This is a genomic window from Vagococcus sp. JNUCC 83, assembly GCF_053667615.1.
This window is the reverse complement of record NZ_CM132204.1, coordinates 1854082-1877158: the sequence shown is the minus strand read 5'-3', so window position 1 is coordinate 1877158 and position 23077 is coordinate 1854082. Positions and strand designations below refer to the sequence as shown.

Sequence of the window (23077 nt, the reverse complement as noted above, 5' to 3'; positions counted from 1 at the left end):
GACTTATTTTTTGTGTATCTAAAACGAATAGAAATTGCAGGATTTAAATCCTTTGCAGATCGAACAGTAATTGAATTTAATGAAGGTTTAACAGCAATTGTTGGTCCCAATGGAAGTGGGAAAAGTAATATTACAGAAGCCATTCGATGGGTGTTAGGAGAGCAGTCAGCAAAAAGTTTACGCGGTGGAAAAATGCCAGACGTTATTTTTGCTGGCTCTTCTTCGCGTTCGCCGTTAAATATAGCAGAAGTGACGTTAGTATTAGATAATGAAGATTATTTTTTACCGGTTGAATACACTGAGGTCAGTGTGACAAGACGGTTAACTCGAGATGGGGAAAGTGATTTTTTCATCAACAAACAACGCAGTCGATTAAAAGATGTGGTTAGTTTATTTATGGATTCTGGTTTGGGTCGTGATTCATTTTCAATCATCTCTCAAGGGAAAGTAGAAGAAATTTTCAATAGTAAACCAGAAGATAGACGCTCCATTTTTGAAGAAGCTGCAGGAGTACTGAAGTATAAAAATAGAAAAAAACAAGCAGAAAAACATCTAGGTGAAACGGATGATAACCTAAGTCGTGTGCAAGATATTATTTATGAGTTGGAGTTACAGCTCAATCCATTGAAACAGCAAAGTGATAATGCTAAATCATATCTATCATTGAAAGAAAAATTATCAGAACAAGATATCAGTATGTCAGCTTTTTTGATTGATCAGACAAAAGAAAAATGGGAAAAAAATAAAGAGCAGTTAGCTACTAATCGCCAAGAATTATCTTTAAAAGAAAAAGAAAAAGAAATACTAGAAGATACCCTTGAACAATTGAAATCTGAACAACTGACACTAGAACAAATGCTTGATAGTCATCAACAACGATTGCTAGACTGTAGTACAGAGTATGAACAACTAGAAACACAAAAAAGAGTGCTTGAAGAAAAACAAAAATTTTCTTTTCAAACAAAAGAAGCACAACAAAAAACGTTACGTGATTTGGATAAACAAAAAGAAGCTTTACGATGTGAGATTGAGACTCTTAAAAATGAGGAGCAAGAGTTAAACAATGAGCAACAACTAATCAAAAAAGAGATTTCTCGCATTAAGCAAGAGTTAGTTCAATATAGTAAATCAGCCAAAGAACAGCTGGATGATATGCGTAGTGACTATTTAGAATACATGCAACAGCAAAGTCATGTCAATAATGAGTTAAAACATTTAGAAAAGCAATACACTCAAGAAACAAGTCGTAATTCAAACGAAATAACACGATTAGAGAAGCTTGTTTCGATGATTAAAGAAAAGAAAGCTGAGCTTGAAACTTTATCTCAAGAATATGATGTAAAGAAAGAAAATGTTGTGACGTATTTAGAAGAATACCAACAGAAAAGACAAATTAAAGAACAATTAAGTACTCAGTTACAAAAACTAAACACACAATTGATGGATGCTTTACGAATTTTACAACAAGCCCAAGCCAAACAAAAAAGCTTAAAAGAACTACAAGATAATTATACAGGTTTTTATCAAGGGGTGCGAGCTGTATTAAAAGAAAAAAATCGTATTCCAGGTATAGTAGGAGCCGTAGCTGAACTAATAGAAATCCCTTCTAAGTATCAATTAGCTTTAGAAACAGCTCTTGGAACGAGTGTGCAACATGTCGTAACAAGAGATGATCAAAGTGCACGAGATGCGATTTCTTTTCTAAAAAAACAACGACTAGGTCGAGCAACATTTCTACCCTTAACGACAGTCAAAGCTCGTCATATCCGCCAAGATATTTTGGATCAAGTGCATCAATTATCAGGATTTGTTGGTGTAGCCAGTGATTTGGTAAGTTATGAAAATGATGTGGCGACTATTATTAAAAATTTATTAGGCTTAACGATAGTGGCTGATTCTCTTGACTCTGCTACACAGATAGCTAAACAAATAAACTTTCAGTATCGTGTGGTGTCATTAGACGGAGATGTTATGAATCCTGGGGGTTCGATGACCGGTGGGATGAGTAAAAAGGGTCAGTCCATGCATTGGTTTTCTCAGTCAAAAGAACTGCAAGACGTTGAAAAACAACTCTCACAAATGACAACTCTTTATAATAAAAAAGAACAAGATGTCGCACAATTAAAAGAAGAATTAACAGTCATTGAAGAGTCTCTTGAAAGGTTACGTCATTTAGGAGAAGAAGCTAGACTATCTGAACAAAAATTACAGTCACAAGTCTCACTTTTAACTCAAAATGTTGCACAATTAGAAAAAGAGAAAAAAGTATTAGAATATGAACAAAGTGAGTTAAATCAATTTTTAGTAGAGTATGAACAAGAAAAAGAAACGTACGAACGTGAACAAAAAGAATTAACTCAAAAAATAGAAGAATTAGATAAAAAAATGGCAGACATTGATCAATTAGAAGCCACTAATTCTGAGAAAAAAGACCAGCTAGCTAATGATTTAGCGAAAAAAGAAGCAGGACTTGCTGTTATTAATGAAAAGTTAAATCAATTAGCAGACAAACAAAATGAACGTAAGACAAGGCTGGCTGAGACAGATCAAAAAATGAGCGACATGTTGCAAGAAAGCCAATCAAATGAAGAAGATAGCTCTCATTTTAAAGAAGATGAAGCTCTTATTAGTCAGAAGATGAAAGAAGCCTCTCAAAAAAGAGAAGCTGTTTTAGGACACATTGCTAAAGCAAAAGAACAACGAGAAGGATATGCTATCAAAATTAAAGAGTATGAAGTGATTGTGGAAACAAGTCAACAAAATATTCGTGAGTTGATCAATCAAAAATCAGAGTTAGAAATTACTCAAGGCTCATATGATAACCAGTTAGACAGTTTGCTAACAAACTTACAGGAAGAATATAGTTTGACGTATGAAGCAGCAAAAGAACGAGCCTTACCTGTAGAAGATGCAGAGGAAGTGAGTCAAAGTATACGTGAGTTGAAACAACAAATTTCCAACTTAGGCCCAGTGAATGTGTCTGCTATTGCGCAGTATGATGAAATCACTGAACGTTATGATTTTTTAACTAGCCAACGAGATGATCTGAATCAAGCAAAAGGTGAATTACAAGAAACAATGGATGAAATGGATATGCTTGTGATGAAGCAATTTCATGAGGTATTCTGTGACATACGTGAAGAATTTCGTGAAGTATTCCCTAAAATGTTTGGTGGGGGACATGCGGATTTGATTTTAAGTGATGAAACAGATTTACTTCATACAGGAATTGACATTGTTGCCCAACCTCCAGGAAAAAAATTACAACAATTAAGTTTATTGTCCGGTGGGGAACGAGCATTAACAGCAATTGCATTGTTGTTTTCTATTATTCAAGCACGACCCATTCCGTTTTGTATTTTAGATGAGGTAGAGGCTGCTTTGGATGAAGCAAATGTTGCTCGTTTTGGTAATTACCTACGACATTTTGGTGATGCCACACAATTTATAGTAATTACTCATCGTAAAGGAACAATGGAATCTGCGAAAGTGTTATACGGTGTGACAATGCAAGAATCGGGTGTATCAAAAATTGTTTCAGTCCATTTGGAAGAAATGGAAAAACTTGAAGAGACCATAAAGTAGATAGGAGTTAAAGGATGATTAAATTAATTGCGATTGACTTAGATGGAACCTTACTGACTAATGATAAACAAATTTCAGACAAGAATAAAGAGACATTAACAAAAGCAAAAGAGCAAGGGGCTAAAGTAGTGTTATGTACTGGACGCCCATTATTTGCTATCGAGCCTTACCTTGATAGATTAGAGTTAAGAGATGAGGGCGATTATAGTATCACATTTAATGGTAGCTCCGTGCAAAAAAATGATACTGGTGAAACGTTACTTGCCCACTCACTTACTTTTGAGGAAGTGAGTCGAGTTGCACAAATTATGAAAGAGTTGAATTTACCATTAGATATTATTTCTGTTGATACAGTGATTCATCTAGACACAGCAAACGAGCCTTATACATCAATTTATGAGTCTATGAACCCACTGTTAAAAGTAGAGCATGCAACAATCGATACATTGGATAAAAATCGTTTGTTTAATAAAATGGTTGTGGCAGTGGAAACAAGTTATTTAGATGAAAAAATAGCTCAACTTCCTAAAGACTTATTAGAAGAGTTTAATATCATGAAATCACGAGTGAATTTATTAGAAATTATCCATAAAGAGGCAAGTAAAGCCTCAGGGATTGATGAATTGGCAAATTATTTAGGGATTAAACAATCTGAAGTGATGGCCATTGGAGACGAAGAAAATGACTTGTCAATGATTGAGTACGCTGGATTGGGAGTTGTTATGGAAAATGGGAGTCAGGGTGTGAAAGAAATCGCCCAGTTTATCACTAAAAGCAATGAAGAAGATGGTGTAGCACATGCAGTTGAAACATTTGTGCTAACGAAACAATAGGAGGCAGTTAAATGGGATTTTTTGATAAGATAAAAAAAGCTGTTTTAGGTGAAAAAAAGGTTGAAGAGACACCTAAAGAAGAGCTTGTTGACGAGTTAGAAGAGACAGTCGGGGAAATTGAAAAAGAGGAACCTAAAGAAGCACCGACACAAGAAGTGATAGTTGAAATAACAGAAAAAGAAGAGCCTGTTGAAGAAAGTGAACCAGAACCGATTCATAAAGAGAAAGAAGCATCAATAATAGAGAAAAAAGCTAGTGTTGAAGAACAACCCCAAGCTCCTAAAAAAGAAGAAACAATCCAAAAATATGATAAGGGATTAGAAAAATCAAGACGTTCATTTGGCCAATACATGAATGAGTTATTTGCTAATTTTAGAATGGTTGATGATGAATTCTTTGAAGATTTAGAAGAAGCTTTGATTTCTGCCGATGTTGGTTTTGAAACAGCTATGCGTATTTCTGATGAGTTGCAAGAAGAAGTTAAACTAAAAAATGTGAAAAAGAAAAAAGATGTTCAAGCAACAATTATCGAAAAGTTAGTGGAGATTTATGAAGCTGAAGGTATTGAAGAAAATAATGAGCTGAACATTCAAACAGACAGCCCAACTATTATGCTATTTGTTGGGGTTAATGGTGTTGGAAAAACAACAAGTATTGGTAAATTAGCCAAACGTTATAAAGATGAAGGCAAAAAAGTGTTACTTGCAGCTGCGGATACATTTAGAGCGGGAGCGATTGACCAGTTAGTTGTCTGGGGCGAGCGAGCAGGTGTTGATGTTGTGCGACATAATGCTGGTGGCGATCCTGCGGCAGTCGTGTATGATGCTGTTGAGAAAATGAAAAATGAGCATTATGATATTTTATTGGTTGATACAGCAGGTCGCTTGCAAAATAAAGTTAACTTGATGAAAGAGTTAGAAAAAATGAAACGTATCATTGAACGTGAATACCCGTCAGCACCACATGAAGTGCTATTGGTAGTGGATGCAACAACAGGCCAAAATGCGTTAATTCAAGCAAAAGAATTTAAAAATACAACAGACGTTACAGGTATTGTGTTGACTAAACTAGATGGAACAGCTAAAGGTGGGATTGTGTTAGCTATTAGAAATGAACTTCATCTGCCAGTAAAATTAGTCGGACTAGGTGAAAAAATCACTGATTTAGAAGCATTTAATCCAAATCAATTTGTCTATGGATTGTTTAAAGACTTGATGGAAGATTATGATGGGTAGAATGAATGGTAATATATTAATAAAATAAATTAACAAGATGCTAAATTTGAAGAACTTATCAAATTTAGCATCTTTTATGATAGAGACATATTGGTAAAAATGTTATTTAATTGTGTAGCAAACTGTTAGATTATCCTCTTGGTTGACCAGTAATAGATTTAACATGGAAAAATTGAGCCATCCATTTATTAAACCAGGCATTTTGATTGTCTGTTAAATTAGCGGTACCATTGTATGCGTTATATGAAGTGGTTGGTCTAGTAATCATAGGCAAAACGATATCATCATTTTGCGAAGCGCGATTTAAAATAGCAACCTGTTCTTTTACTTGTGAATAAGTTATTAAATTATCTTTTAGAGCTTGATAATAATTAAAAGTAGAAAATAATAACAGCCCTATTGTTATGATTGTTTGAACTGATTTAAATCGAGATAAACGATTTAGTAAATAGGCAGTGATAATAACACTATAAACAGATGCACCAAATAGAATACGTAACGGTTGCTCAGAAATAAGTATTAGACTGTAAATACATGCAAAATGACCAATAAATAATAGTATGATAAAGTATATATCTTTTCCAGTGATTTTTTTGCTAAGAGATAAGATAAGTAAGAGAATAAGAATTAAAAGATAAATGAAGTAAAAATGTAACATACTGCTTTGGAAAATATGATCGAGATTTTTCAATAGGACATCCATTGATAAATCAATATGTCCACGCTTTTGTGAGCCGGCTGATGACATCATTGAAATAAACCCTAAAATAGAAAATACAGCGCCTATTAGTTGATAAGCATGAAATTTTTTCTTGACTATGAGATTAAATAAAAAGATTAATAGGACTGTTAGTATGGTTGCTGGGCCTGAGTTTTCATTTGTAGCTCCAGAAAGAAAACCAACGATGATAGAAACTAAGATAGTCAGCATATGGTCATCTAAATTTTTGAGACAGAGCAATAGAAATCCTGTATAAAAAAGAGATGTCCATAAGTAGTTACCAGAACCAGATACCCATAATACTGTTTGACCGAAACTAGGAATTATAAGCCACAACAATGTAATGATCTGAGCTAATAGTAGACTAGGTTTTTTGACTTTTGAGACAGTATTGACAATGGAATAAATAAGATACGCTAATAAAAGAAAAGCAAGTGTATTGAACAAGTTAAAAATTATTTTATTGTATTGGAGAAAAAATTGGACAATACTATGTGCTAGATAACGCCCATTCCATAACTTATAGTGAGTTATTTGCGAGGTTATGATAGACGAAATGCCATGAATTTTTTCAGCATTTTCTGTTGGAAGAAATCCTTTGTAGACATAATGATAAGCATAGTCATCAGAAGTAAAATAGGTTAATTGATTTAAGGTAAAAATAGCAACGAAACTAATGCCAAGAACAAGCCATCGAAGAAATGGTTTTTCTTTTATTTGTTTATGTTTATGATTATATTGTTTTCTTTTTTTGGTGGCCATGAATTAATCTCCGTCTTTAATTTGATTCATAAAAAATTATCAATGATACTTCATTATAACCACACAAAAATTGAAAATCTATAAAAAACAGCACCTGTTATAGACATTTTGTTTTATTGTACTATAATTATACTTACGGTAATAGGGGATATTAGTATCATTAATCTTTTTTAGTCATATGTTTAAAACTTATACTGGCAAATAAATTACTAAAAAAATCAGCGACAATCGTTAACCATTCCATCAACATCACTCCTCTTTTTTACCATTATATCATTAAAAAAGTAGTTGATAGAAAGAGGGAATTAGTATGGTAGATATTTGGGAACAATTATATTTACAAGCGAAAGAGTATTATCATCCTACAGAAGTAAATAGTTTTATTTATACGAATCATGTGGTTTGTGCTTTAGAAAGTAATAAGGGAACAATTTTTACTGGATATTGCATTGAGGGAACAGGTGGTACGATAAATTTGTGTGCTGAAAGAATGGCCTTGATTAATATGTATCAAGCAAGTGGGGAAACACAAGTGAAAAGAATAATTGCTTTTAGAAATACGCCTCCAACTGATCACGGAGGTATGCCTTGTGGGATTTGCCGTGAAACGTTAATGCAATTTTCTCCTAAAAATAAAGACACTAAAATAATGGTTGACTATGAAACAAGAGAGATTATAACGTTAAAAGACTTGTTACCAAAATGGTGGGGAGATATGAGAGTATAATACAATGATTATTTAAGTTTTCTTTTTGAAGAAGTTGATTTCACAAAAAAAGGTCGATTATTTTCTTTCCAAGATATTTCTAATCGAAAAATATAAGCAAAAAAATGCTGGTATCCTTTCCATAAAAACAAACCTAGTATCCAGAAAAGAGATCCAATGCTTAAATAAACGATATCTATCGTTTCATTAGGGTGAGGTATAAAATAAAATCCTAGACTGATATAAATAAATAATAGCTCGGCAAAACTTAATGCAAACACTATTCGAATAACTCTTTCAAACTTTGTTAAAGATGTTCTTTTGTCTAGATATGAATTTGAATTTTCAATGAAGTCAGGAAAAGGGGCCATATAGTTGCTACTAAATTCATTTTGTTTTTATTCATAGTAAATTTATCCTTTATTTAAATTTATTTTAGTCATTATCTTATAAAAAGAGTACCAAAAAAGGGCAATCCATACTAGTTTATTTTATCTATATCTATAATTTTGAATTTATTTTTTCAATCCCTTTCTTAGCTTGAAGCATCCATACTAACCAATAGATTATATAAATAAGTAAATAAATAACGGTAAACGTCACAAGATTTAATAAAGAAACAGAAAGCCAACCAGCTATGATAGACAAAGGGGCAAAAAAAACATAAGATAGGAAAAAATGCACGACAGTCATTTTTGTAATGCTCCAATCGGTTTCTGAAAAAATAAGACTTGTTGTGGAAAATAGAACCCCAATTAACCCCCAAATGATAACAGACACCACCATAGCGTTTAAAGACGACGTAAACTTGTTGATAAATTGAGGTGGGGCTGGACTATAAATAGTGAGTCCAATCATATAACTTATTATAATCGAAATCACTAAGCCAATACTTATTCCTAGAGGAAACCCTTTAATGGCATGTGTAGCTATTTTTTTTATCATAGTAATTTCTCCTTTATTTTTTTGATGTATCTTCTAGATGAACTAGTTTGTTCCCCGTTTTTAAAATGAACGAGTATAATACCCGTCGTTGTTAATTCTAGGTGCTTAATGGCACGACTATTAATAATTTCAGTATTTGATATACGAACAAATTGTTTAGGTAATAACTCTTCTAGCTGATATAGTCGATATTTTACAGTGAATTCATTATCTGTTGTGTAACCAAAGACTTTTTTGTTTGACGAAATGAAACGGGTACATGATAAAATGGGTTGGATCAATTTTTGTCTATCTATAAAACATTCTACAGCTGAAATAGTGGATTCAATATCACCTATAATGGAATCGATGATATCATTTTTTTGCTGTGCTTCTAAAATAATTAGGTCGTCAGCTAATTGTGTGTTTTTAATAAAATTTACTTTCATAATATGTTCCTCCTTAAAATAAGAATAAATGGAAAATGTTTTAAAAACCACTCTTTTATGATAGTTGGCTAGTTTTGGCTAGATAAGTGGTAATATAAAAATGAAACGAGGTGTTTTTATGAAAATAGGAATTATATGTGCCATGCCAATAGAATTAGATTATTTACGAAATCATCTAGATTGCACGCCTGTTGTACTAAAAAAGCAGACGTTTTACTTAGCTGATTGTGGAGACAATGAGTTAGTTTTAGTGACAAGTGGTATTGGAAAAGTTAATGCAACAGTATATACCCAACTACTGATTGATTATTTTGAGCCAAATTGTGTATTAAATATCGGTATAGCTGGAGGTCTGCATGCTGATCTAAAACCACTGGATATCGTGTTAGGTGATAGATACAGCCACCATGATGTGAATCAACAGCAAATGGAAAATCTATTTCCTAATACGTCTGTGTTTCAAGCAGATGCACAGTTACTGGCTAAGTTTAAAATGTATCATAAAGAAGGAATGATAGGAGGGATTGTGTCAGGGGAATCTTTTATTGCAGATGATAGTGAGAAGAGTTATATCGTTGATACGTTTGATGCTGTTGCAGTGGATATGGAAACAAGTGCCATCGCTCATACTTGTTTTATTAACGATTTACCGTTTTTATCAATTAGAGGAATATCAGATTTAGCAAATGATGATGCAACTGAGTCCTATGAAAATCATGAAAAAATAGCAAGTAATAGAGTAGGCCAGTTTTGCTTAGATGTATTAAGTCAATGACAAAATAAAAAAACAGCTTAGAAATTTAAACTAAGCTGTTTTACTTTTGGTAAAACGATCATGCACATAAGAATAAAAACACAGTGTTAAACAACTTATTCCTAGAGCAATGAGTGATATATTGCTATTAAAGGCAGTTGCCAATGTAGTAAAAATAAAAATGGTTACGGGTGGAAAAATCATTAGCAGAGTGCTTACCCCACCAGCAATGGTTGCCAATTTGTCTATTGGGATTTCTTTCATCAGTTTAGCATTAAATTTTGGGTTGACTCCACCAATCAATAATCCTAGTATGGTTTGTAATACCAATAGGACATAAATATTCTTTAATAGTATGCTACATACCAGCAGTGCCATAAAAAATAAGATGATTGGATTAAATTGTTCTAAAGTTAACTTTTTAAATAATTTTGTACCGAACAAACTACCAATAATAATACCAATTGAGGTTAGTCCTTGAATCAGTGCAAATGTAAAAGAAAAGCTATTAATAATCAGTGTTGAGTCCTTTGCTAAAACAATAGATAACATTGGAGAAATAACAGATGATAATCCGTTTAACCCAGCAAAAACAAGAATTAAGTGAAAAAATGCTTTGTTTTTTGTTGTTTCCTTAATAGCAAACGTCATTTGTTTCCATATAGCAGGTAATGAGATGGTCTCGTGTTTGTCTAGATGCTCTTTTTCTAATGAATCAAGTGTTTTCTTCATGGATAAAACAATAAATGCTGTGATAAAAAATGCCATGCTATTAATTAAAGCAAGTAATTGATAAGAAAATAATCCTAAAAGATAGGCTCCGACAAATTGAGCAATAATGGCAACAACCTGACTAATTGCTCCATTTAATCCTTGTGCCTCTTCTATATCATCTTGTTCAACAATGAGTGGTATAAAAGGAAAAAACAGGCTGTTAGAGTATTTCCCTATGTTGTCTGACACGAAATTGATTAAGCTAATTCCAACTAGTAACATCATGCTTTGTTGAAACCCTATTAAAAAACTAACAGATAGATAAAGTAGTCCACGTATGATGCCTGAGTAGAAAATTTTTGATGATTTATTTGAGCTCATATCTGCTAAACTCCCTAAAGGTGAAGCAAATATAAACGGAATGGTTTCAGATAATGACACAATAGTAATTGCAAGAGATGAGTGGGTGAATTGTGCAGCATAGGTCATCAAGGCAATATAATACATTGAATCTCCCAACGTTGAAATAAAATTATTGAGTATAAGTTTTTGATAGAGTGGATACTTTTTGATAATTGACATAAGTCATTCCTCCTTTTTTTCTAGTATAGAACAACTCGTTTTATGAACAGATACATGGTAAAGTATAATTGACCAAAAAGGAGAAATAAGATGAAAAATGATTATGGAAAAGTTGTCAGAAACATTCGACTAAACAAGGGATATTCGCAAAAGTATTTGTATTCAGGGATTGTATCAAAGACCTATGCGATTGATTTTGAAAAAGGACTACATGATATGTCGGTGACGAAGTTTATGGAAGTGTTAGATAGATTGGATATGAAGTTTGAAGAATTTGAATTTATTGTTAATGACTATAAAAGCTCAGAAGAAATAACTAGTAATGTGTTGATAGCAATAGCAACAAATAGAGGGGACATTGAGACTTTAAGAAAGTTGCGAGCCTATTATGATGAGCCTACAAATAAACAGGACGAAATATTAAAGGCTAGATTAAACCTATTAATTTTTAATTACAAAGAATCATTAAAGATACATAATGAATCACTTACTTACCCAAGTGAAGATGTCGAAGTGTTAAAAGACTATCTTATGTCTGTTGAGTCATGGACACTAAAAGAATTTGCTTTTTTTCTTAATAATGGACATTATTTTGATTATGACACGTATCGATTTTTGACAGAGTTTGCATTAAAACAATTAATGAAGTATAACAGTTATTCAGATGCCATTAAGGTTAAAAGTTATTTATTTGTTAATTACTTATCTACGGCTTTGGAGAATAAAGATTGGGAGAGAATGAATCATTACCGACAAGATTTTTTTGAGGTAACAAAAAATACAGAAGAGGGGTTTCAGAGAATCCTTTGTGTACTGACCTTTAATCTATACGACTACGTTATGACTCATGATAACCAATTTTTAGAGAATGCCAAAAAGATAGAAGAGATGTGCTATCTTTTAGGTGGTGATTATAACTACTTGGCAAAAGGAATGACGAATACTATACAGTTTTGTGAAAAAGTTGTGAGTGGAGACAATAGTGTCTCTTTTAAATCATAAAACAGACACCGCAAGAAAATGCTATTTATTAGAATGAGTATGTTTTTAATCAGTTATTAAATAAAAGTGGAGGTAATATTATGAGTTATTTGTGTATTGATATTGGTGGAACGTATATGAAGTACGGTCTATTGCAAGAAAATGGATTCATTGAAAAAGAATGGAAACTAAAAACACCAGAGACAATTGAGGAATTTCAAGCACTAAATAAGCAAGAAATTGATCGTGTAGCAGATTATGTTGAGGGAATTGCGATAAGTTGTCCCGGAAAAATAGACTCAACAAAAGGATATGTCTACACATGTGGGACAATTATGTACTTGTATGATTTTGATATGGCTTCATGGATCAAGTCTATTACTCTATTACCGTTTTCTGTGATCAACGATGGAAAAGCGGCCGTATTAGCTGAATGGCAGTTTGGTAACTTAAAAGGGACGACAAACAGTTTAGGAATGATATTAGGGACAGGAGTTGGAGGTGGTTTGATTCTTAACAGCTCACTGTATCAAGGGAAAAATTTTCAAGCGGGAGAATTTAGTTTCTGTATTGAAGACTCTCCATCAACAGGTTTGACTATCTATGGTTCAAGTGGATCAGCTGTGACATTTATAAAAAAAGCCACAGCGATACTTGGTGTAGATGACGATGATTATCAAGCAGTGTTTGATGCGATTGAAATGAAAGAAAATGCGCAATTAACCAAACTATTTTTATCGTATTGTCGTGGCATAGCAAAGTTTATTGTTAATCTCCAAGCTATTTTGGATATTGAGAAGGTTGTTATTGGCGGAGGAGTCAGCCAACAAGCTATACTCATTGAAAACATAGAACTAGCCTATAATAACCTATTTGAAGAATTAGAAATCTTAGATCAAACGTTTGAAAGAATAGACATTGCTCCGTGTTACTATAACAATTCTTCTAATTTAATAGGGGCTTTACAAAACTTGTTGAATCAACATAGTTTAACTCTTTAAGTGGCGTGATTTTTCTTCTATTCTGTTCGGATTCATACGGTAAACCACATTTAAAATACTAAATGCTGTCATAAAAGCTAGAAATAAAAGAAATAAGATAGGGGAGCTAGAGAATGAGCTGTCTTTGTATAGATCGTAACTAAAGTAAATGGCATTAAATAAGCCCGCTGTTGCTACATAGAACCAAGCTGTTGCCTTGTCAAAATAAGTCATCATGTTTTTTGCTTCAACATCTGATAAATCCATCTTATGGATGATATTTAATGCACGGTGTTTTTCTTTTGAAATTTTAAGTGGTGGGCACAACCAGTACCAAGCGGATATTTTTTTGAATTTATGCGTGATTTTAGCTTGTTTGGTGAAAAGCTTAACTTATTTGCTAAACTTTCTTAAGCTAAATTTAAGATAAAATGGTTAAACTATACTTATATTGAACAAAAGATATTATTTGTGGGTGAACGAGGTGTTTTAACTCATTGAGATTTAACAAGTTGTTCATTCTCAATTTACTTGAGGTGTAGGTTCGACTCCTACCATCCACGTTTATTTCTTCTCCCAAAAGAAATAAAAGCTAGATATTCTTATATTTAGTCCTTCCTTCTCTCATCTATTAAGATGAGAGTTTTTTGTGCTCAGACTGAAATAAAAAAACAACATTTGATTCTTTTGTCGATCCATGCCATACTATATGTGAAGTATAATTAAATACATAACCGTCACAAAGGGGAGCTTCTAGGCTGAGAATGAGCGAAAACTCTAAACCCTCGAACCTGATATTGTTAATTCAATCGTAGGAATTGTGTGAAGTGGTAGCAAGTAAGCACTGCTCTTTTGTTGATTGGTCACGTATGAATCAATAATAGGAGGAGTTTTTTATGTCAAAACGTTCAAGAATTATTTTAGAAGGGACAATTGTAGCAGCACTATCAATGGCTCTATCATTTATCCCATTAAATATAGGAACAGGTTTTTCCGTCTCTTTAGGAATGATACCGCTAACGTTATACGCTCTACGTCGTGGGACGATACCAGGTGTTTATGCTGGACTTATTTGGGGATTATTGCACTTTTTAATGGGGCAAGTGTATTTTTTAATGGTGTCTCAAGTGATTATCGAATACATTTTCGCTTTTGCCGCTGCAGGAGTTTCTGGTGTATTTAGTAAAAAACTACAGTTTACTTTAAAAAATAATCCATCCGTGGCTTGGAAATATGTGGTGTCAGGAACCTTTTTTGGTGTGTTTGTTCGCTATACATTCCACTTTATTGCTGGATTTATTTTCTGGGGGCAGTACGCAGTTTGGGGATTATCACCAGTGACTTATTCACTAGTAGCAAATGGAATCAGTGGTTTTTTAACGGGGCTGGCAACCGTTAGTGTGTTGTTACTTGTTTTAAATAAAAATAAAGGCTTATTTATACCAAAGGATTATTAATCCTTTTGAAACACTCTTTAATCAAAGGGTATTTTTCTGTTTTATGTTGGTATTCGTTCAGTCATCCTTACATAAGGGTGATCAGTGGTGGATCAATGCCACATTTTTCTTAGGATCTATGATGGGTAGTTTAGTTGTTATGGTGTATGAAACAAAAATTAATCAAAATAAACCGAAAATTATCTTTTTTGGTTCCTTATTAGGGGCAGTTGTAACATGTTTATTTGTGATAAATTCTATACCAGTATTGGCGTTGGTTTTATCTGTGAGTGTGGGAGTATTTGCGCAAATGAAAAATATTCCGCAAGTGACCGTTATACAACAAAGTATCGCTCCAAAGAAAATTACCTCTGTTTATTCGACGAGTAGTGTGATTTGTTCAGGTATATTTTCTTTAAGCTTAGCAATATTAAGTATGTTTGCTGACAAAGTTAGTGTATATAGCATGTTTGTTGTATCAAGTTTCTACTTATTTATAGTAACAATTATCACTAAGAAATATGCTCATCATTTCAGTTAATAAAGGAGCTCTCCTCAATTTTAGGAGAGTTTTTTATGTTTTTGTGTAAATTAATTTTATAATGGATGATTAAGTAAATCGAGGTTTTAAGTACTTAAAATTTAAAATGTTAAAGACACAATAATAAATTTTGTTGACTTTTTCATAAAATATGAGTATTATAAAAAATGTAACAAATAAAACAATGAAACTCTTGAGAGTTAATGAAGATGAGTGTGAATATTCATTTGTAAAATGAAAATCTGTTTTAAATATTGAGGAGATAAAATTGAAGAAATTACTATTATTTATAACTACTATTTTAATATTTATTGTACCTATAAAAACAAATGCAGCTGATACACAGGAGGGGATGTCTTTTACATATAGTATAGAAGTCCCTGATAATCAAAAAAACAAAGAATTATCTTATTTCGATTTGATGATGGCACCTAATCAAGAGCAGACTGTACAAATGACACTGACTAATCTATCGGATAAAGAGCAGGTAGTGGAAACATTGATAGACTCAGCTAAAACGAATAGTAACGGTGTGATTGAGTATAATCAAACAGGGATTAAATTAGACAAGTCAGCTATAGTTGATTTTAGGGACATTGTTAAGACTGACAAAGAAGTAGTGCTTAAGCCAAAAGAAAGTAAAAAAATAGATATAAAAATTAAAATGCCTAAAATTGAGTTTGATGGTATGTTGGCAGGCGGAATTACTTTAAAACAAAAAGATCAAGAAACAGATACAACAGCAAGTAATGGATCAAAAGTAAAAAATCAGTTTGCTTATGTTGTAGCTATCTTATTACAAGAAAATGATAAAGTGATTGAACCAGACTTAGAGTATAGAAAAACATATGCAGGTGATAGAAATTACAACAATACCATTTTTACTCAAATAGCTAATGTTAAACCAACATATGTTGGGGATATGACGTTAGAAACGCAAATTACTAAAAAAGGTGAAAGCAAGGTCTTATATGAAGAAAGAAAAACAGGCATTCAAATGGCACCTACGAGTGCGATAGATTTTCCAATATCAATGTACAATGAAGAAATGGTACCTGGAAAATACATGATAAAAATAAATGCTAAAATAAAAGACAAATCGTGGGATTGGAATGAAGAGTTCGAAATCACAAAAGAACAAGCAGAAAAATACAACGAAAAAAACTCATCGCTAACTCAAGAACGATTTGATTGGAAGTTAGTTGGTTTAATTGTTGGGATATTTATAGTAGTATTTCTTGTATTATACTTTATATTCAGTGTTATTCGTAAGAAAAAGGGGAATAGTAAGGGTAAAAGTAAAAAATCAAAAAAAACGGGGCGTAGATAACAATGAACAGTCAAAATATTATTAATGTCCTGTTGATTTCTATAATAATCATTATCTTAGCATTATTAGTATTTAATTTAGTTATTTACGTCAATGAAAAAAGAGTGATATCTACGCTCAATGCGAAGAAGAAAAAAGAGCGTAAAAAGAAACAAATTTTATTATCTAAAAATAAAAAAATTCGAAATAGAATTATTAAGTTTTTTATTCTTGAGTTAATTGTATTAGGAGGTTTTGTTTTTTATTACAATTATCAGAATTCTAATATGACAAATACAGATTCAGATTTACTAGTTAGAGGGTATTTTTTAGTTGATGATTTTACTAATGAATTAGAAAAAGCATCAGCTAAGACAGATAGTGAGGATGCTTCTGTTCAAAATACTAAGTATTTGGCTTTGTCTATGGCTAGTTATAGCAACAAGACTTCTGATAGCTCAAACACAGTTGAGGGACAGCAATTACTTAATAAATACTATAAGATGATAGGGCAACTTGGTATGAATGCAACGAAAGATAGTTCATTATTCTATGGAAATCAACAAAATATAAAAGAGCAATACACATCTGATTTGAAACGAATAAAAGACATTGAGAATCAAGTGTTTGAGTACTATAAAGTTAATGCAAATGCATTAAGTAATAAATAAGGAAAGATAAGTTTTATGAAAAAATCATTTCAGTTTTTGATACTGGGGATAATTTCAATCATAATTACAGTGGTAATACTGAACATGGTATATGTTGTCAAAGTTGCTGATACGTATGCCATGAATCCTACAATTAGAATAAATGATATAGTTTTGTTCAGACGTACCAATGATAAAGTTAGAAGATTTGATATAGTGTTACTTAATCAAAATTCGAAATATTCTATTGTAAGAGTCATAGGCCTTCCAGGTGAAAATATTCTTTATCAGAATGATGTTTTGTATGTTGATGGAAAAGAACAAATAGAGCCATTTATTAATTACGAAAAAAATAACAGTCAATTATTTGGGGGATTGTATACCATGAATTTTTCTACAATGACTATAAGCAGTAAATCTCAAATACCTGATGATAACTTTCTTGTCTTGTTTGACAATAGATTTATGGATAATGATAGCCGAACGTATGGACTAGTTGACAGGAAGAATATTATAGGAATTCATAGAGGTACTCTGTGACGATGTATTCAAAAAGGGGTGTTAAATTGAAAAAAATAGTAATGTTTTTATTATTATGTTTGACGATAACAACAGGAAGTTTAAAGGGAATTGCTGCTGATGGAGGGAATATCGAGGTTGAAGGGAAAATAATTTTCTATGATAGTAGTAGTAGTCAAGAAAATCCTAAAAAAGAAGAACCTAAAAAAGATAAACCGACAGCTAGTTCATCTAAAAAAAATGAAAAAAAAGGAATTTTGCCTAAAACAGGTGAAAATAATAATCAAGTATTATTTAGTAGCGGATTTATTTTAATAAGTATTTTTTTACTGGTTTTTGTTTTGAGGAGAGAAGGTGCGAAAAATGAGACTACGGAATAGTATAGTGTTATGTGCTATATCGATGATCGTGTCATCAACAAATTCTGTTGCTGCAATAAGTAATGGAAAAGTTGTTGTCGAAGATAGGGGTTCTTCGGAGATTTTTGATCCAGAACATCCTGAAAATAATGTTAATCCAGGTGATACTTTATCGACAAAAGGTTCTCTTAGAATTGATTTTGTTTCACCATTAAATTTTGGTCGAGCTTACTCGGGCGATAAGGATAAGAAGTACAATTCTCTAGCTCAACTATTTTTAGATGAAACACCAGCTCGAGGTTACTTTATACAAGTATCTGACTTTCGCCAAACAGATGGGTGGGAATTACAACTAACTCAAAAATCTCAATTTAGAAGTGCCATTATTCAAGATCTTGAAAATCAAGAATTAAAAGGTGCGACATTGTCTTTTGATAAAGGCTGGGCTAGCTCAAATGGTAACGGTACAACACCTTTAGTAACACGAGATGCTGTCGTACTATCCAATTTGAATACAGCTTATAGTATAGCAACAGCTAATCAAGGTGAAGGGAAAGGATCTTGGTCGATAGCTTTCGGTTCTTCAGAGGATAATCCTCAGAAGAATAAACCAACATTAAGTCCGTTATCTGAATCTAATAAACCTGTTATGAATGAAAAGTACAAAAAGCAGGAGTATTCAAATTCCGCTATTTCATTAACAGTGCCAGATACGGCAAAGATTTATCCAGTGGAGTATACTACAAAATTGGAATGGACGCTTGTTTCAGGTCCAAATTAAATTTGGTATAAGAGAGAAATTCTCTTTTACATATATAAAAATTTTTTAGGAGGAGATACATAATGAAAGCAAGAAAGATAGCGGCACTCACACTATTAACAGCAATTGTAGGAGGTGCAACAATACCTTTAACAGCAAATGCAGCTGAATCAAATGGAAAGGTGACAGTTGGAGCAGGTGAAATTAAACCTGATGATCCTATGGTCGATCCAGAGAAACCAAATACTGAACCAGGTATAACACCAGATACACCTGGGGTACATCCAGGGGCAAACAAGGGACCTTTAGGGATTACTAATACAACAGATTTAATTTTTGATAAAATTTCTACAGGAAACAGTATAATCACACGTGATGCTCATGCTCTTGAATTAGCAGATAAAACTAAACGTGGTCAATTAGTAACATGGTCTGACCTTAGAGGATCAAATGCTGGATATACTATTACAGCGGCAATGACAAAACAATTTTCACTTGCTGATGACAGTAAAAAATTAGGTGGAGCAACATTAACATACACTAACCCTTTACTTGAAACTAAAACTATTAATAAGGACATTGCACCATCATTAACATCTCAAGCTAGTTCTTTTGTTTTAGGTGAAGATGGAACGGCAGTTGAAGTAGTAAACGCAGCAGCTGGTAAAGGTGCTGGTACGTACGTATTAGAATTTGGTCAAAGCGCTGATTATGATGCAAATAATGCAGTATTAGGAAACGATGCAATTCAAAAAGGAGTGGATACAACAGCTAACTCTGTTAAATTAACAGTCCCAGCTGCCACTGCAGCATCAATGACATTAGGTGATTACATTGCGACAGTAACATGGACTATCGCGTCTACACCTACACCAGGAGCATAGAAACAAACGAGTTTATTATAATTTTTTGGATGGTGCTATTTAGTGCCATCCTCGTTTTATAGGGAGGAGATATAATAAAATGCTTAATTTTATTAAAAAACTCATATTGCCTATCACTTTAATTATTTTTTCTGTTTTTGTACCCAAAAGCATTACAGCACAAGCTGCGGAAGTATCTGTCAGCAATTGGGCAGATTTTAAAACCGCGTTTGAAGATCAAACAACTACGAAAATTACGTTAACAAATGATATTACTTATACTGGAGTAGCTACAAATTTGAAATATAGAACAACAGATATTGTAATTGACGGTAGTAAAGCTGGTACGAAGCCTGAAGATTTTAAAAATTACAAGCTTGACTTGGCTAACACTAGTCTGATGATTGGAAAACCAACTAATTCTGGTACAGCAACTATGAATATTCAAAATATTACTTTGGCAAACAATGGTACTGTTGGAGCTGATGTTGCACGTGGAGGTATTATAGAAACGTATAACGCATATAGTGCATCAAATAATAATCAATACGGACAGTATTGGACGTTTAATATGAAAAACGTTTACGTACCTGATGTGAGTTCAACATCTGGTTCTGGTCGTTTATTTCGAACACCTAGAGCGCAAATAAATGTATCTGGAAAAAATAAAATTTACACTCGAGCGGAAAATTTCTATACAGGTGGTGTAAATTTTGCGGATGGAACAGAGTACTATGGTGAAATCACACAGAATAATTATTCTATCATTTGGTTTAATAGTCAGGTTGGAGCAAGTGATACAGGAACTGGTGATTTTATTGTGGGTGATGGTGCTAATGTAAAATTAAGAAATGTCAGAAACACAAATAATACGGGATATCCTGCTATATATATGTACTACAGAAGTATACAAATTGGGGAGAATGCACAGTTTACAGCCAGTGTTCCAGGTGCTGCTGTTCAATTTTCTGGAAATGGACAAACTTTTAATGCGAAAAAAGGGTCTATTGTGACGTTAACCTCTTTGGCTAGTTACCCATCTATTCAAGACAACGTCACCAATTTTGTGGGGTCTGGTGCTAATTCGTCCACACCACTTATGGATTGGAGTGGTTCTAGCGCTAGGAACATGAAAATGCTATTTGAACCGGGCTCTAACTTATATGTAATTGGTCGAACCACAGGAGTGGGAGATGCTTTGATTGATCTAGGATCTTTAGCAGCAAAAAAAAATAACAGTATAATTTTGGATAACCCTGCCAATTTTGATATTAGAAACAATGCCTCTAATACAAATCGGGATGCAGTACAAGTAAATAATACGGGTAGTAACAATAGTTTTACCGTAAAAAACAGTAACATGTCATTTTGGAAATTGGGTTCTAGTTTTTCTTCGACGGCTGATTTTGATTATACAGACGTAGAAGAATTAACGATTACAGATGGACATAAAGTTACCTCAAGTAATAGTGAATTAGCCGCATCGTTAAACTCTAATTCGACGACAGCTAGAAGTAATATTGCTCGTATATCAGGTTTGAACGTGCCACCAACTATTAATTGGCAATATACCATTACAGATGCTGACAAGCAGCTGACTAATCTTGCTAGGGTTAAATTAGGGGATGTGCCAGATGATACAGGTCTTGATGAAAATGGAGATTTACACTACACAGAATTATTTGCTAGTAAAGGTCTTCCTGTTGAAATAACTAACCCTAAAACTGGAAACAAAGCGACTTTATTGACGGATAATTCTGGCTATGTTTCAACAACGTTAACAGACTTTTTAGATCCAGGTATGAAATTTAGTGCGATTGCAACTAGAGGTAATTTAGTTTCAGAACCTTCATTAAGTGAGCCAGTATTTAATATTACACCACCAAAACCGGTAAAAGTTAATACAGGTAAAATATATGAAAGTGATTCTAAGATTTCGGGTAGCGGAGCTGAAGTGGGTTCTAAAGTTTATCTACAGGTAAACGGTGGAGCAATGACAGAAGTCGCAACGGTTGATGAGAGCGGTAATTTTAGTTATACTTTACCAAACAAATTTAACGTAGGTGATAAAGTACAAGTCTACCTTAGAGATACAGCAGGTTTAGCGCCAACGAATCTAAAAGTCAAAGCCCCCACAACCAATGATAAAGACGGAAATATCAATCCCTCAAAGGATTTGGTTTATTCCGATGCGACATTCCCAGCAGCGTCATCTTATGTGGTTGAAAAAGGACGCATATCAAAAGCCACAGCTACAAAAAAAGTATCGCTAAAAGATGGGAAATCTGATTCACCAATTTCTATTGGAGATACAGTGACATATACGATCAGTGTAAGTAATGATGAAGAAGATGGTAGTAACATTGAATGGAATGACGTCTATTTAGAAGACGTTTTGGATGCTGGATTAATTTATGAACCAAGCAATGCAAATGTAACAGTTGATGGTGTGAAAATATCTGATGCTTCATATGATGAAACATCCAGAAAATTGAAGGTACCATTAGGTAAAATTATGCCTAAAAAAGCGTCTGGAGAAAATGTAAAAAACATTACGTTTGATGCAAAAGTTTCTTCTGAGGTTGCAGGTAAGACGATAAGTAACATCGCCACTGTATCGGGTAAAGACATTAGCAATAATGATTTTACGATTAAATCAAATCAAGCAGACATCAGTAGTGTTAAAAATAATACTATCACAGTTAATTTTACGGATTTAAATGGCGCAAAACTTGAAGAACCTATTGTGATACAAGGTGCCATTGGCTCAACTCAAGATTTAGATGCTAATAAAGATGTACAAAGTACAATAGAAAAAATAGTGAACAAAAACTATAAATTAATTACACCGCCTTCAAATACTAAAGTCATTATAACTGGTAATGGTGATAAGGTGGACTATGTTTTTGATGGTATTTTAAGGATTGTATCTGCTCCAAAAACAATTGATTTTGGAACTTTACAGTTGGCAGATAAAGTTCAAACTGTACATCCACAGTCGATAGATGATGATCTAGTCATTTCAGATACGAGGTTAGCTCAAAATAATGGATGGTCGTTATCAGCCAAGGTAACTAAACCTTTGACTAATAGTGGTGGAAAAACGATACCTAATGCATTAAGTTATAATACAGGTAAGAGTTCTATCCTATTGAGTGATTCAGATGCTATTATTGAATCGAACACTAGCAAAGGTAATGTAGATATTTCTTCTGACTGGGGAAATACTGACAAATCTAAAGGACTAAAATTGAGTTATAATCCTGCAGAAATGTCATCTGGAAATGTACTAGGTACATATACTGGAGAAGTTACATGGACAATATCTGAAGTACCAAAATTTTAATCATTGTATTAAATACATTTTAAGTAAACGAGAAAATATGTTGTTACAATAAAAAGTGTCATGAGAAA

Annotated in this window: 21 protein-coding genes and 1 riboswitch; of the genes, 16 read left to right on the top strand and 5 right to left on the bottom strand. The window is 33.0% G+C overall.

The window, feature by feature from the left end; genetic code table 11:
- Nucleotides 1-12: 12 nt before the first annotated feature.
- Genes smc through ftsY form a run of 3 tightly spaced genes read left to right on the top strand, consistent with a single transcriptional unit; the run spans nt 13 to nt 5653 of the window.
- The gene (gene smc / locus JNUCC83_RS09100) at nt 13-3585 is read left to right on the top strand and encodes a chromosome segregation protein SMC (RefSeq protein ID WP_454459726.1); all 3573 of its coding nucleotides are present in this window, start codon (nt 13-15) and stop codon (nt 3583-3585) included.
- A gap of 14 nt (nt 3586-3599) precedes the next feature.
- Nucleotides 3600-4418, top strand: a complete 819-nt coding sequence (locus JNUCC83_RS09095) for a Cof-type HAD-IIB family hydrolase (protein WP_454459725.1) — start codon at nt 3600-3602, stop codon at nt 4416-4418.
- A gap of 11 nt (nt 4419-4429) precedes the next feature.
- Nucleotides 4430-5653, top strand: a complete 1224-nt coding sequence (gene ftsY, locus JNUCC83_RS09090; protein WP_454459724.1) for a signal recognition particle-docking protein FtsY — start codon at nt 4430-4432, stop codon at nt 5651-5653.
- A 130-nt stretch (nt 5654-5783) separates the two neighbouring features.
- Here the strand turns inward: ftsY and JNUCC83_RS09085 are convergent, their stop codons facing one another.
- Nucleotides 5784-7136, bottom strand: a complete 1353-nt coding sequence (locus tag JNUCC83_RS09085) for a DUF3329 domain-containing protein (RefSeq protein ID WP_454459723.1) — start codon at nt 7134-7136, stop codon at nt 5784-5786.
- Nucleotides 7137-7446: 310 nt separating this feature from the next.
- Between JNUCC83_RS09085 and JNUCC83_RS09080 the strand changes: the two genes are divergently transcribed.
- A complete protein-coding gene (locus tag JNUCC83_RS09080; protein ID WP_454459722.1) occupies nt 7447-7863 on the top strand; it encodes a cytidine deaminase family protein in 417 nt (138 codons plus the stop codon).
- Nucleotides 7864-8343: 480 nt separating this feature from the next.
- On the opposite strand, the gene JNUCC83_RS09075 is transcribed toward JNUCC83_RS09080, so the two are convergent.
- Entirely contained in the window at nt 8344-8787 is a 444-nt protein-coding gene (locus JNUCC83_RS09075; RefSeq protein WP_454459721.1) for a DUF3021 domain-containing protein, read from the bottom strand.
- Nucleotides 8784-9215, bottom strand: a complete 432-nt coding sequence (locus JNUCC83_RS09070) for a LytTR family DNA-binding domain-containing protein (RefSeq protein WP_454459720.1) — start codon at nt 9213-9215, stop codon at nt 8784-8786. The genes JNUCC83_RS09075 and JNUCC83_RS09070 overlap by 4 nt, the downstream gene beginning before the upstream one ends.
- Nucleotides 9216-9333: 118 nt before the next feature.
- Here JNUCC83_RS09070 and JNUCC83_RS09065 point away from each other — a divergent pair, with 118 nt between their 5' ends.
- Nucleotides 9334-9990: a 5'-methylthioadenosine/adenosylhomocysteine nucleosidase gene (locus JNUCC83_RS09065; RefSeq protein ID WP_454459719.1), complete on the top strand. Its 657-nt coding sequence runs from the start codon at nt 9334-9336 to the stop codon at nt 9988-9990.
- A gap of 30 nt (nt 9991-10020) precedes the next feature.
- Here JNUCC83_RS09065 and JNUCC83_RS09060 read toward each other — a convergent pair whose 3' ends face one another.
- A complete protein-coding gene (locus JNUCC83_RS09060; RefSeq protein WP_454459718.1) occupies nt 10021-11265 on the bottom strand; it encodes an MFS transporter in 1245 nt (414 codons plus the stop codon).
- A 90-nt stretch (nt 11266-11355) separates the two neighbouring features.
- Here JNUCC83_RS09060 and JNUCC83_RS09055 point away from each other — a divergent pair, with 90 nt between their 5' ends.
- Both JNUCC83_RS09055 and JNUCC83_RS09050 read left to right on the top strand, forming a co-directional pair.
- Nucleotides 11356-12267: an Rgg family transcriptional regulator gene (locus JNUCC83_RS09055; protein ID WP_454459717.1), complete on the top strand. Its 912-nt coding sequence runs from the start codon at nt 11356-11358 to the stop codon at nt 12265-12267.
- Between the two features lie 80 nt (nt 12268-12347).
- Nucleotides 12348-13247 carry an ROK family protein gene (locus JNUCC83_RS09050; protein WP_454459716.1) on the top strand — a complete coding sequence of 300 codons (900 nt, stop codon included), beginning with the start codon at nt 12348-12350 and terminating at the stop codon, nt 13245-13247.
- Here the strand turns inward: JNUCC83_RS09050 and JNUCC83_RS09045 are convergent.
- The gene (locus JNUCC83_RS09045; protein WP_454459715.1) at nt 13236-13553 is read right to left on the bottom strand and encodes a hypothetical protein; all 318 of its coding nucleotides are present in this window, start codon (nt 13551-13553) and stop codon (nt 13236-13238) included. The genes JNUCC83_RS09050 and JNUCC83_RS09045 overlap by 12 nt on opposite strands.
- A gap of 406 nt (nt 13554-13959) precedes the next feature.
- Nucleotides 13960-14061: riboswitch (TPP riboswitch) on the top strand.
- A gap of 61 nt (nt 14062-14122) precedes the next feature.
- Between JNUCC83_RS09045 and thiT the strand changes: the two genes are divergently transcribed.
- The 9 genes from thiT (at nt 14123) to JNUCC83_RS09000 (ending at nt 23009) form a co-directional block, all read left to right on the top strand.
- Entirely contained in the window at nt 14123-14683 is a 561-nt protein-coding gene (thiT, locus tag JNUCC83_RS09040) for an energy-coupled thiamine transporter ThiT (RefSeq protein ID WP_454459714.1), read from the top strand.
- A 43-nt stretch (nt 14684-14726) separates the two neighbouring features.
- On the top strand, nt 14727-15203 hold the full coding sequence (locus JNUCC83_RS09035) for an MFS transporter (RefSeq protein WP_454459713.1): 477 nt from the start codon (nt 14727-14729) through the stop codon (nt 15201-15203).
- Nucleotides 15204-15471: 268 nt separating this feature from the next.
- Nucleotides 15472-16533 (top strand): WxLIP family cell surface protein, encoded by a 1062-nt coding sequence (locus JNUCC83_RS09030; RefSeq protein WP_454459712.1) that lies wholly within the window; start codon nt 15472-15474, stop codon nt 16531-16533.
- Nucleotides 16534-16535: 2 nt separating this feature from the next.
- Complete coding sequence (locus JNUCC83_RS09025; RefSeq protein WP_454459711.1) at nt 16536-17183, top strand: hypothetical protein; 648 nt, start codon at nt 16536-16538, stop codon at nt 17181-17183.
- A 15-nt stretch (nt 17184-17198) separates the two neighbouring features.
- On the top strand, nt 17199-17702 hold the full coding sequence (gene lepB, locus JNUCC83_RS09020) for a signal peptidase I (protein ID WP_454459710.1): 504 nt from the start codon (nt 17199-17201) through the stop codon (nt 17700-17702).
- Nucleotides 17703-17728: 26 nt separating this feature from the next.
- Complete coding sequence (locus JNUCC83_RS09015) at nt 17729-18061, top strand: LPXTG cell wall anchor domain-containing protein (RefSeq protein ID WP_454459709.1); 333 nt, start codon at nt 17729-17731, stop codon at nt 18059-18061.
- The gene (locus tag JNUCC83_RS09010) at nt 18045-18821 is read left to right on the top strand and encodes a WxL domain-containing protein (RefSeq protein ID WP_454459708.1); all 777 of its coding nucleotides are present in this window, start codon (nt 18045-18047) and stop codon (nt 18819-18821) included. Before JNUCC83_RS09015 ends, JNUCC83_RS09010 begins: the two co-directional genes overlap by 17 nt.
- Nucleotides 18822-18883: 62 nt before the next feature.
- Nucleotides 18884-19684 (top strand): WxL domain-containing protein, encoded by an 801-nt coding sequence (locus JNUCC83_RS09005; protein ID WP_454459707.1) that lies wholly within the window; start codon nt 18884-18886, stop codon nt 19682-19684.
- Nucleotides 19685-19763: 79 nt separating this feature from the next.
- The gene (locus tag JNUCC83_RS09000) at nt 19764-23009 is read left to right on the top strand and encodes an isopeptide-forming domain-containing fimbrial protein (RefSeq protein ID WP_454459706.1); all 3246 of its coding nucleotides are present in this window, start codon (nt 19764-19766) and stop codon (nt 23007-23009) included.
- The last annotated feature ends 68 nt before the right edge of the window (nt 23010-23077 follow it).

Coding starts and splice junctions, on each gene's coding strand:
- JNUCC83_RS09000 (WP_454459706.1), top strand. CDS start 19,764: ATGCTTAATTTTATTAAAAAACTCATATTGCCTATCACTTTAATTATT.
- JNUCC83_RS09010 (WP_454459708.1), top strand. CDS start 18,045: ATGAGACTACGGAATAGTATAGTGTTATGTGCTATATCGATGATCGTG.
- JNUCC83_RS09035 (WP_454459713.1), top strand. CDS start 14,727: ATGTTGGTATTCGTTCAGTCATCCTTACATAAGGGTGATCAGTGGTGG.
- ftsY (WP_454459724.1), top strand. CDS start 4,430: ATGGGATTTTTTGATAAGATAAAAAAAGCTGTTTTAGGTGAAAAAAAG.
- JNUCC83_RS09065 (WP_454459719.1), top strand. CDS start 9,334: ATGAAAATAGGAATTATATGTGCCATGCCAATAGAATTAGATTATTTA.
- JNUCC83_RS09060 (WP_454459718.1), bottom strand. CDS start 11,265: ATGTCAATTATCAAAAAGTATCCACTCTATCAAAAACTTATACTCAAT.
- lepB (WP_454459710.1), top strand. CDS start 17,199: ATGAAAAAATCATTTCAGTTTTTGATACTGGGGATAATTTCAATCATA.
- JNUCC83_RS09055 (WP_454459717.1), top strand. CDS start 11,356: ATGAAAAATGATTATGGAAAAGTTGTCAGAAACATTCGACTAAACAAG.
- JNUCC83_RS09075 (WP_454459721.1), bottom strand. CDS start 8,787: ATGATAAAAAAAATAGCTACACATGCCATTAAAGGGTTTCCTCTAGGA.
- JNUCC83_RS09095 (WP_454459725.1), top strand. CDS start 3,600: ATGATTAAATTAATTGCGATTGACTTAGATGGAACCTTACTGACTAAT.
- JNUCC83_RS09050 (WP_454459716.1), top strand. CDS start 12,348: ATGAGTTATTTGTGTATTGATATTGGTGGAACGTATATGAAGTACGGT.
- JNUCC83_RS09085 (WP_454459723.1), bottom strand. CDS start 7,136: ATGGCCACCAAAAAAAGAAAACAATATAATCATAAACATAAACAAATA.
- JNUCC83_RS09080 (WP_454459722.1), top strand. CDS start 7,447: ATGGTAGATATTTGGGAACAATTATATTTACAAGCGAAAGAGTATTAT.
- JNUCC83_RS09025 (WP_454459711.1), top strand. CDS start 16,536: ATGAACAGTCAAAATATTATTAATGTCCTGTTGATTTCTATAATAATC.
- thiT (WP_454459714.1), top strand. CDS start 14,123: ATGTCAAAACGTTCAAGAATTATTTTAGAAGGGACAATTGTAGCAGCA.
- JNUCC83_RS09070 (WP_454459720.1), bottom strand. CDS start 9,215: ATGAAAGTAAATTTTATTAAAAACACACAATTAGCTGACGACCTAATT.
- JNUCC83_RS09005 (WP_454459707.1), top strand. CDS start 18,884: ATGAAAGCAAGAAAGATAGCGGCACTCACACTATTAACAGCAATTGTA.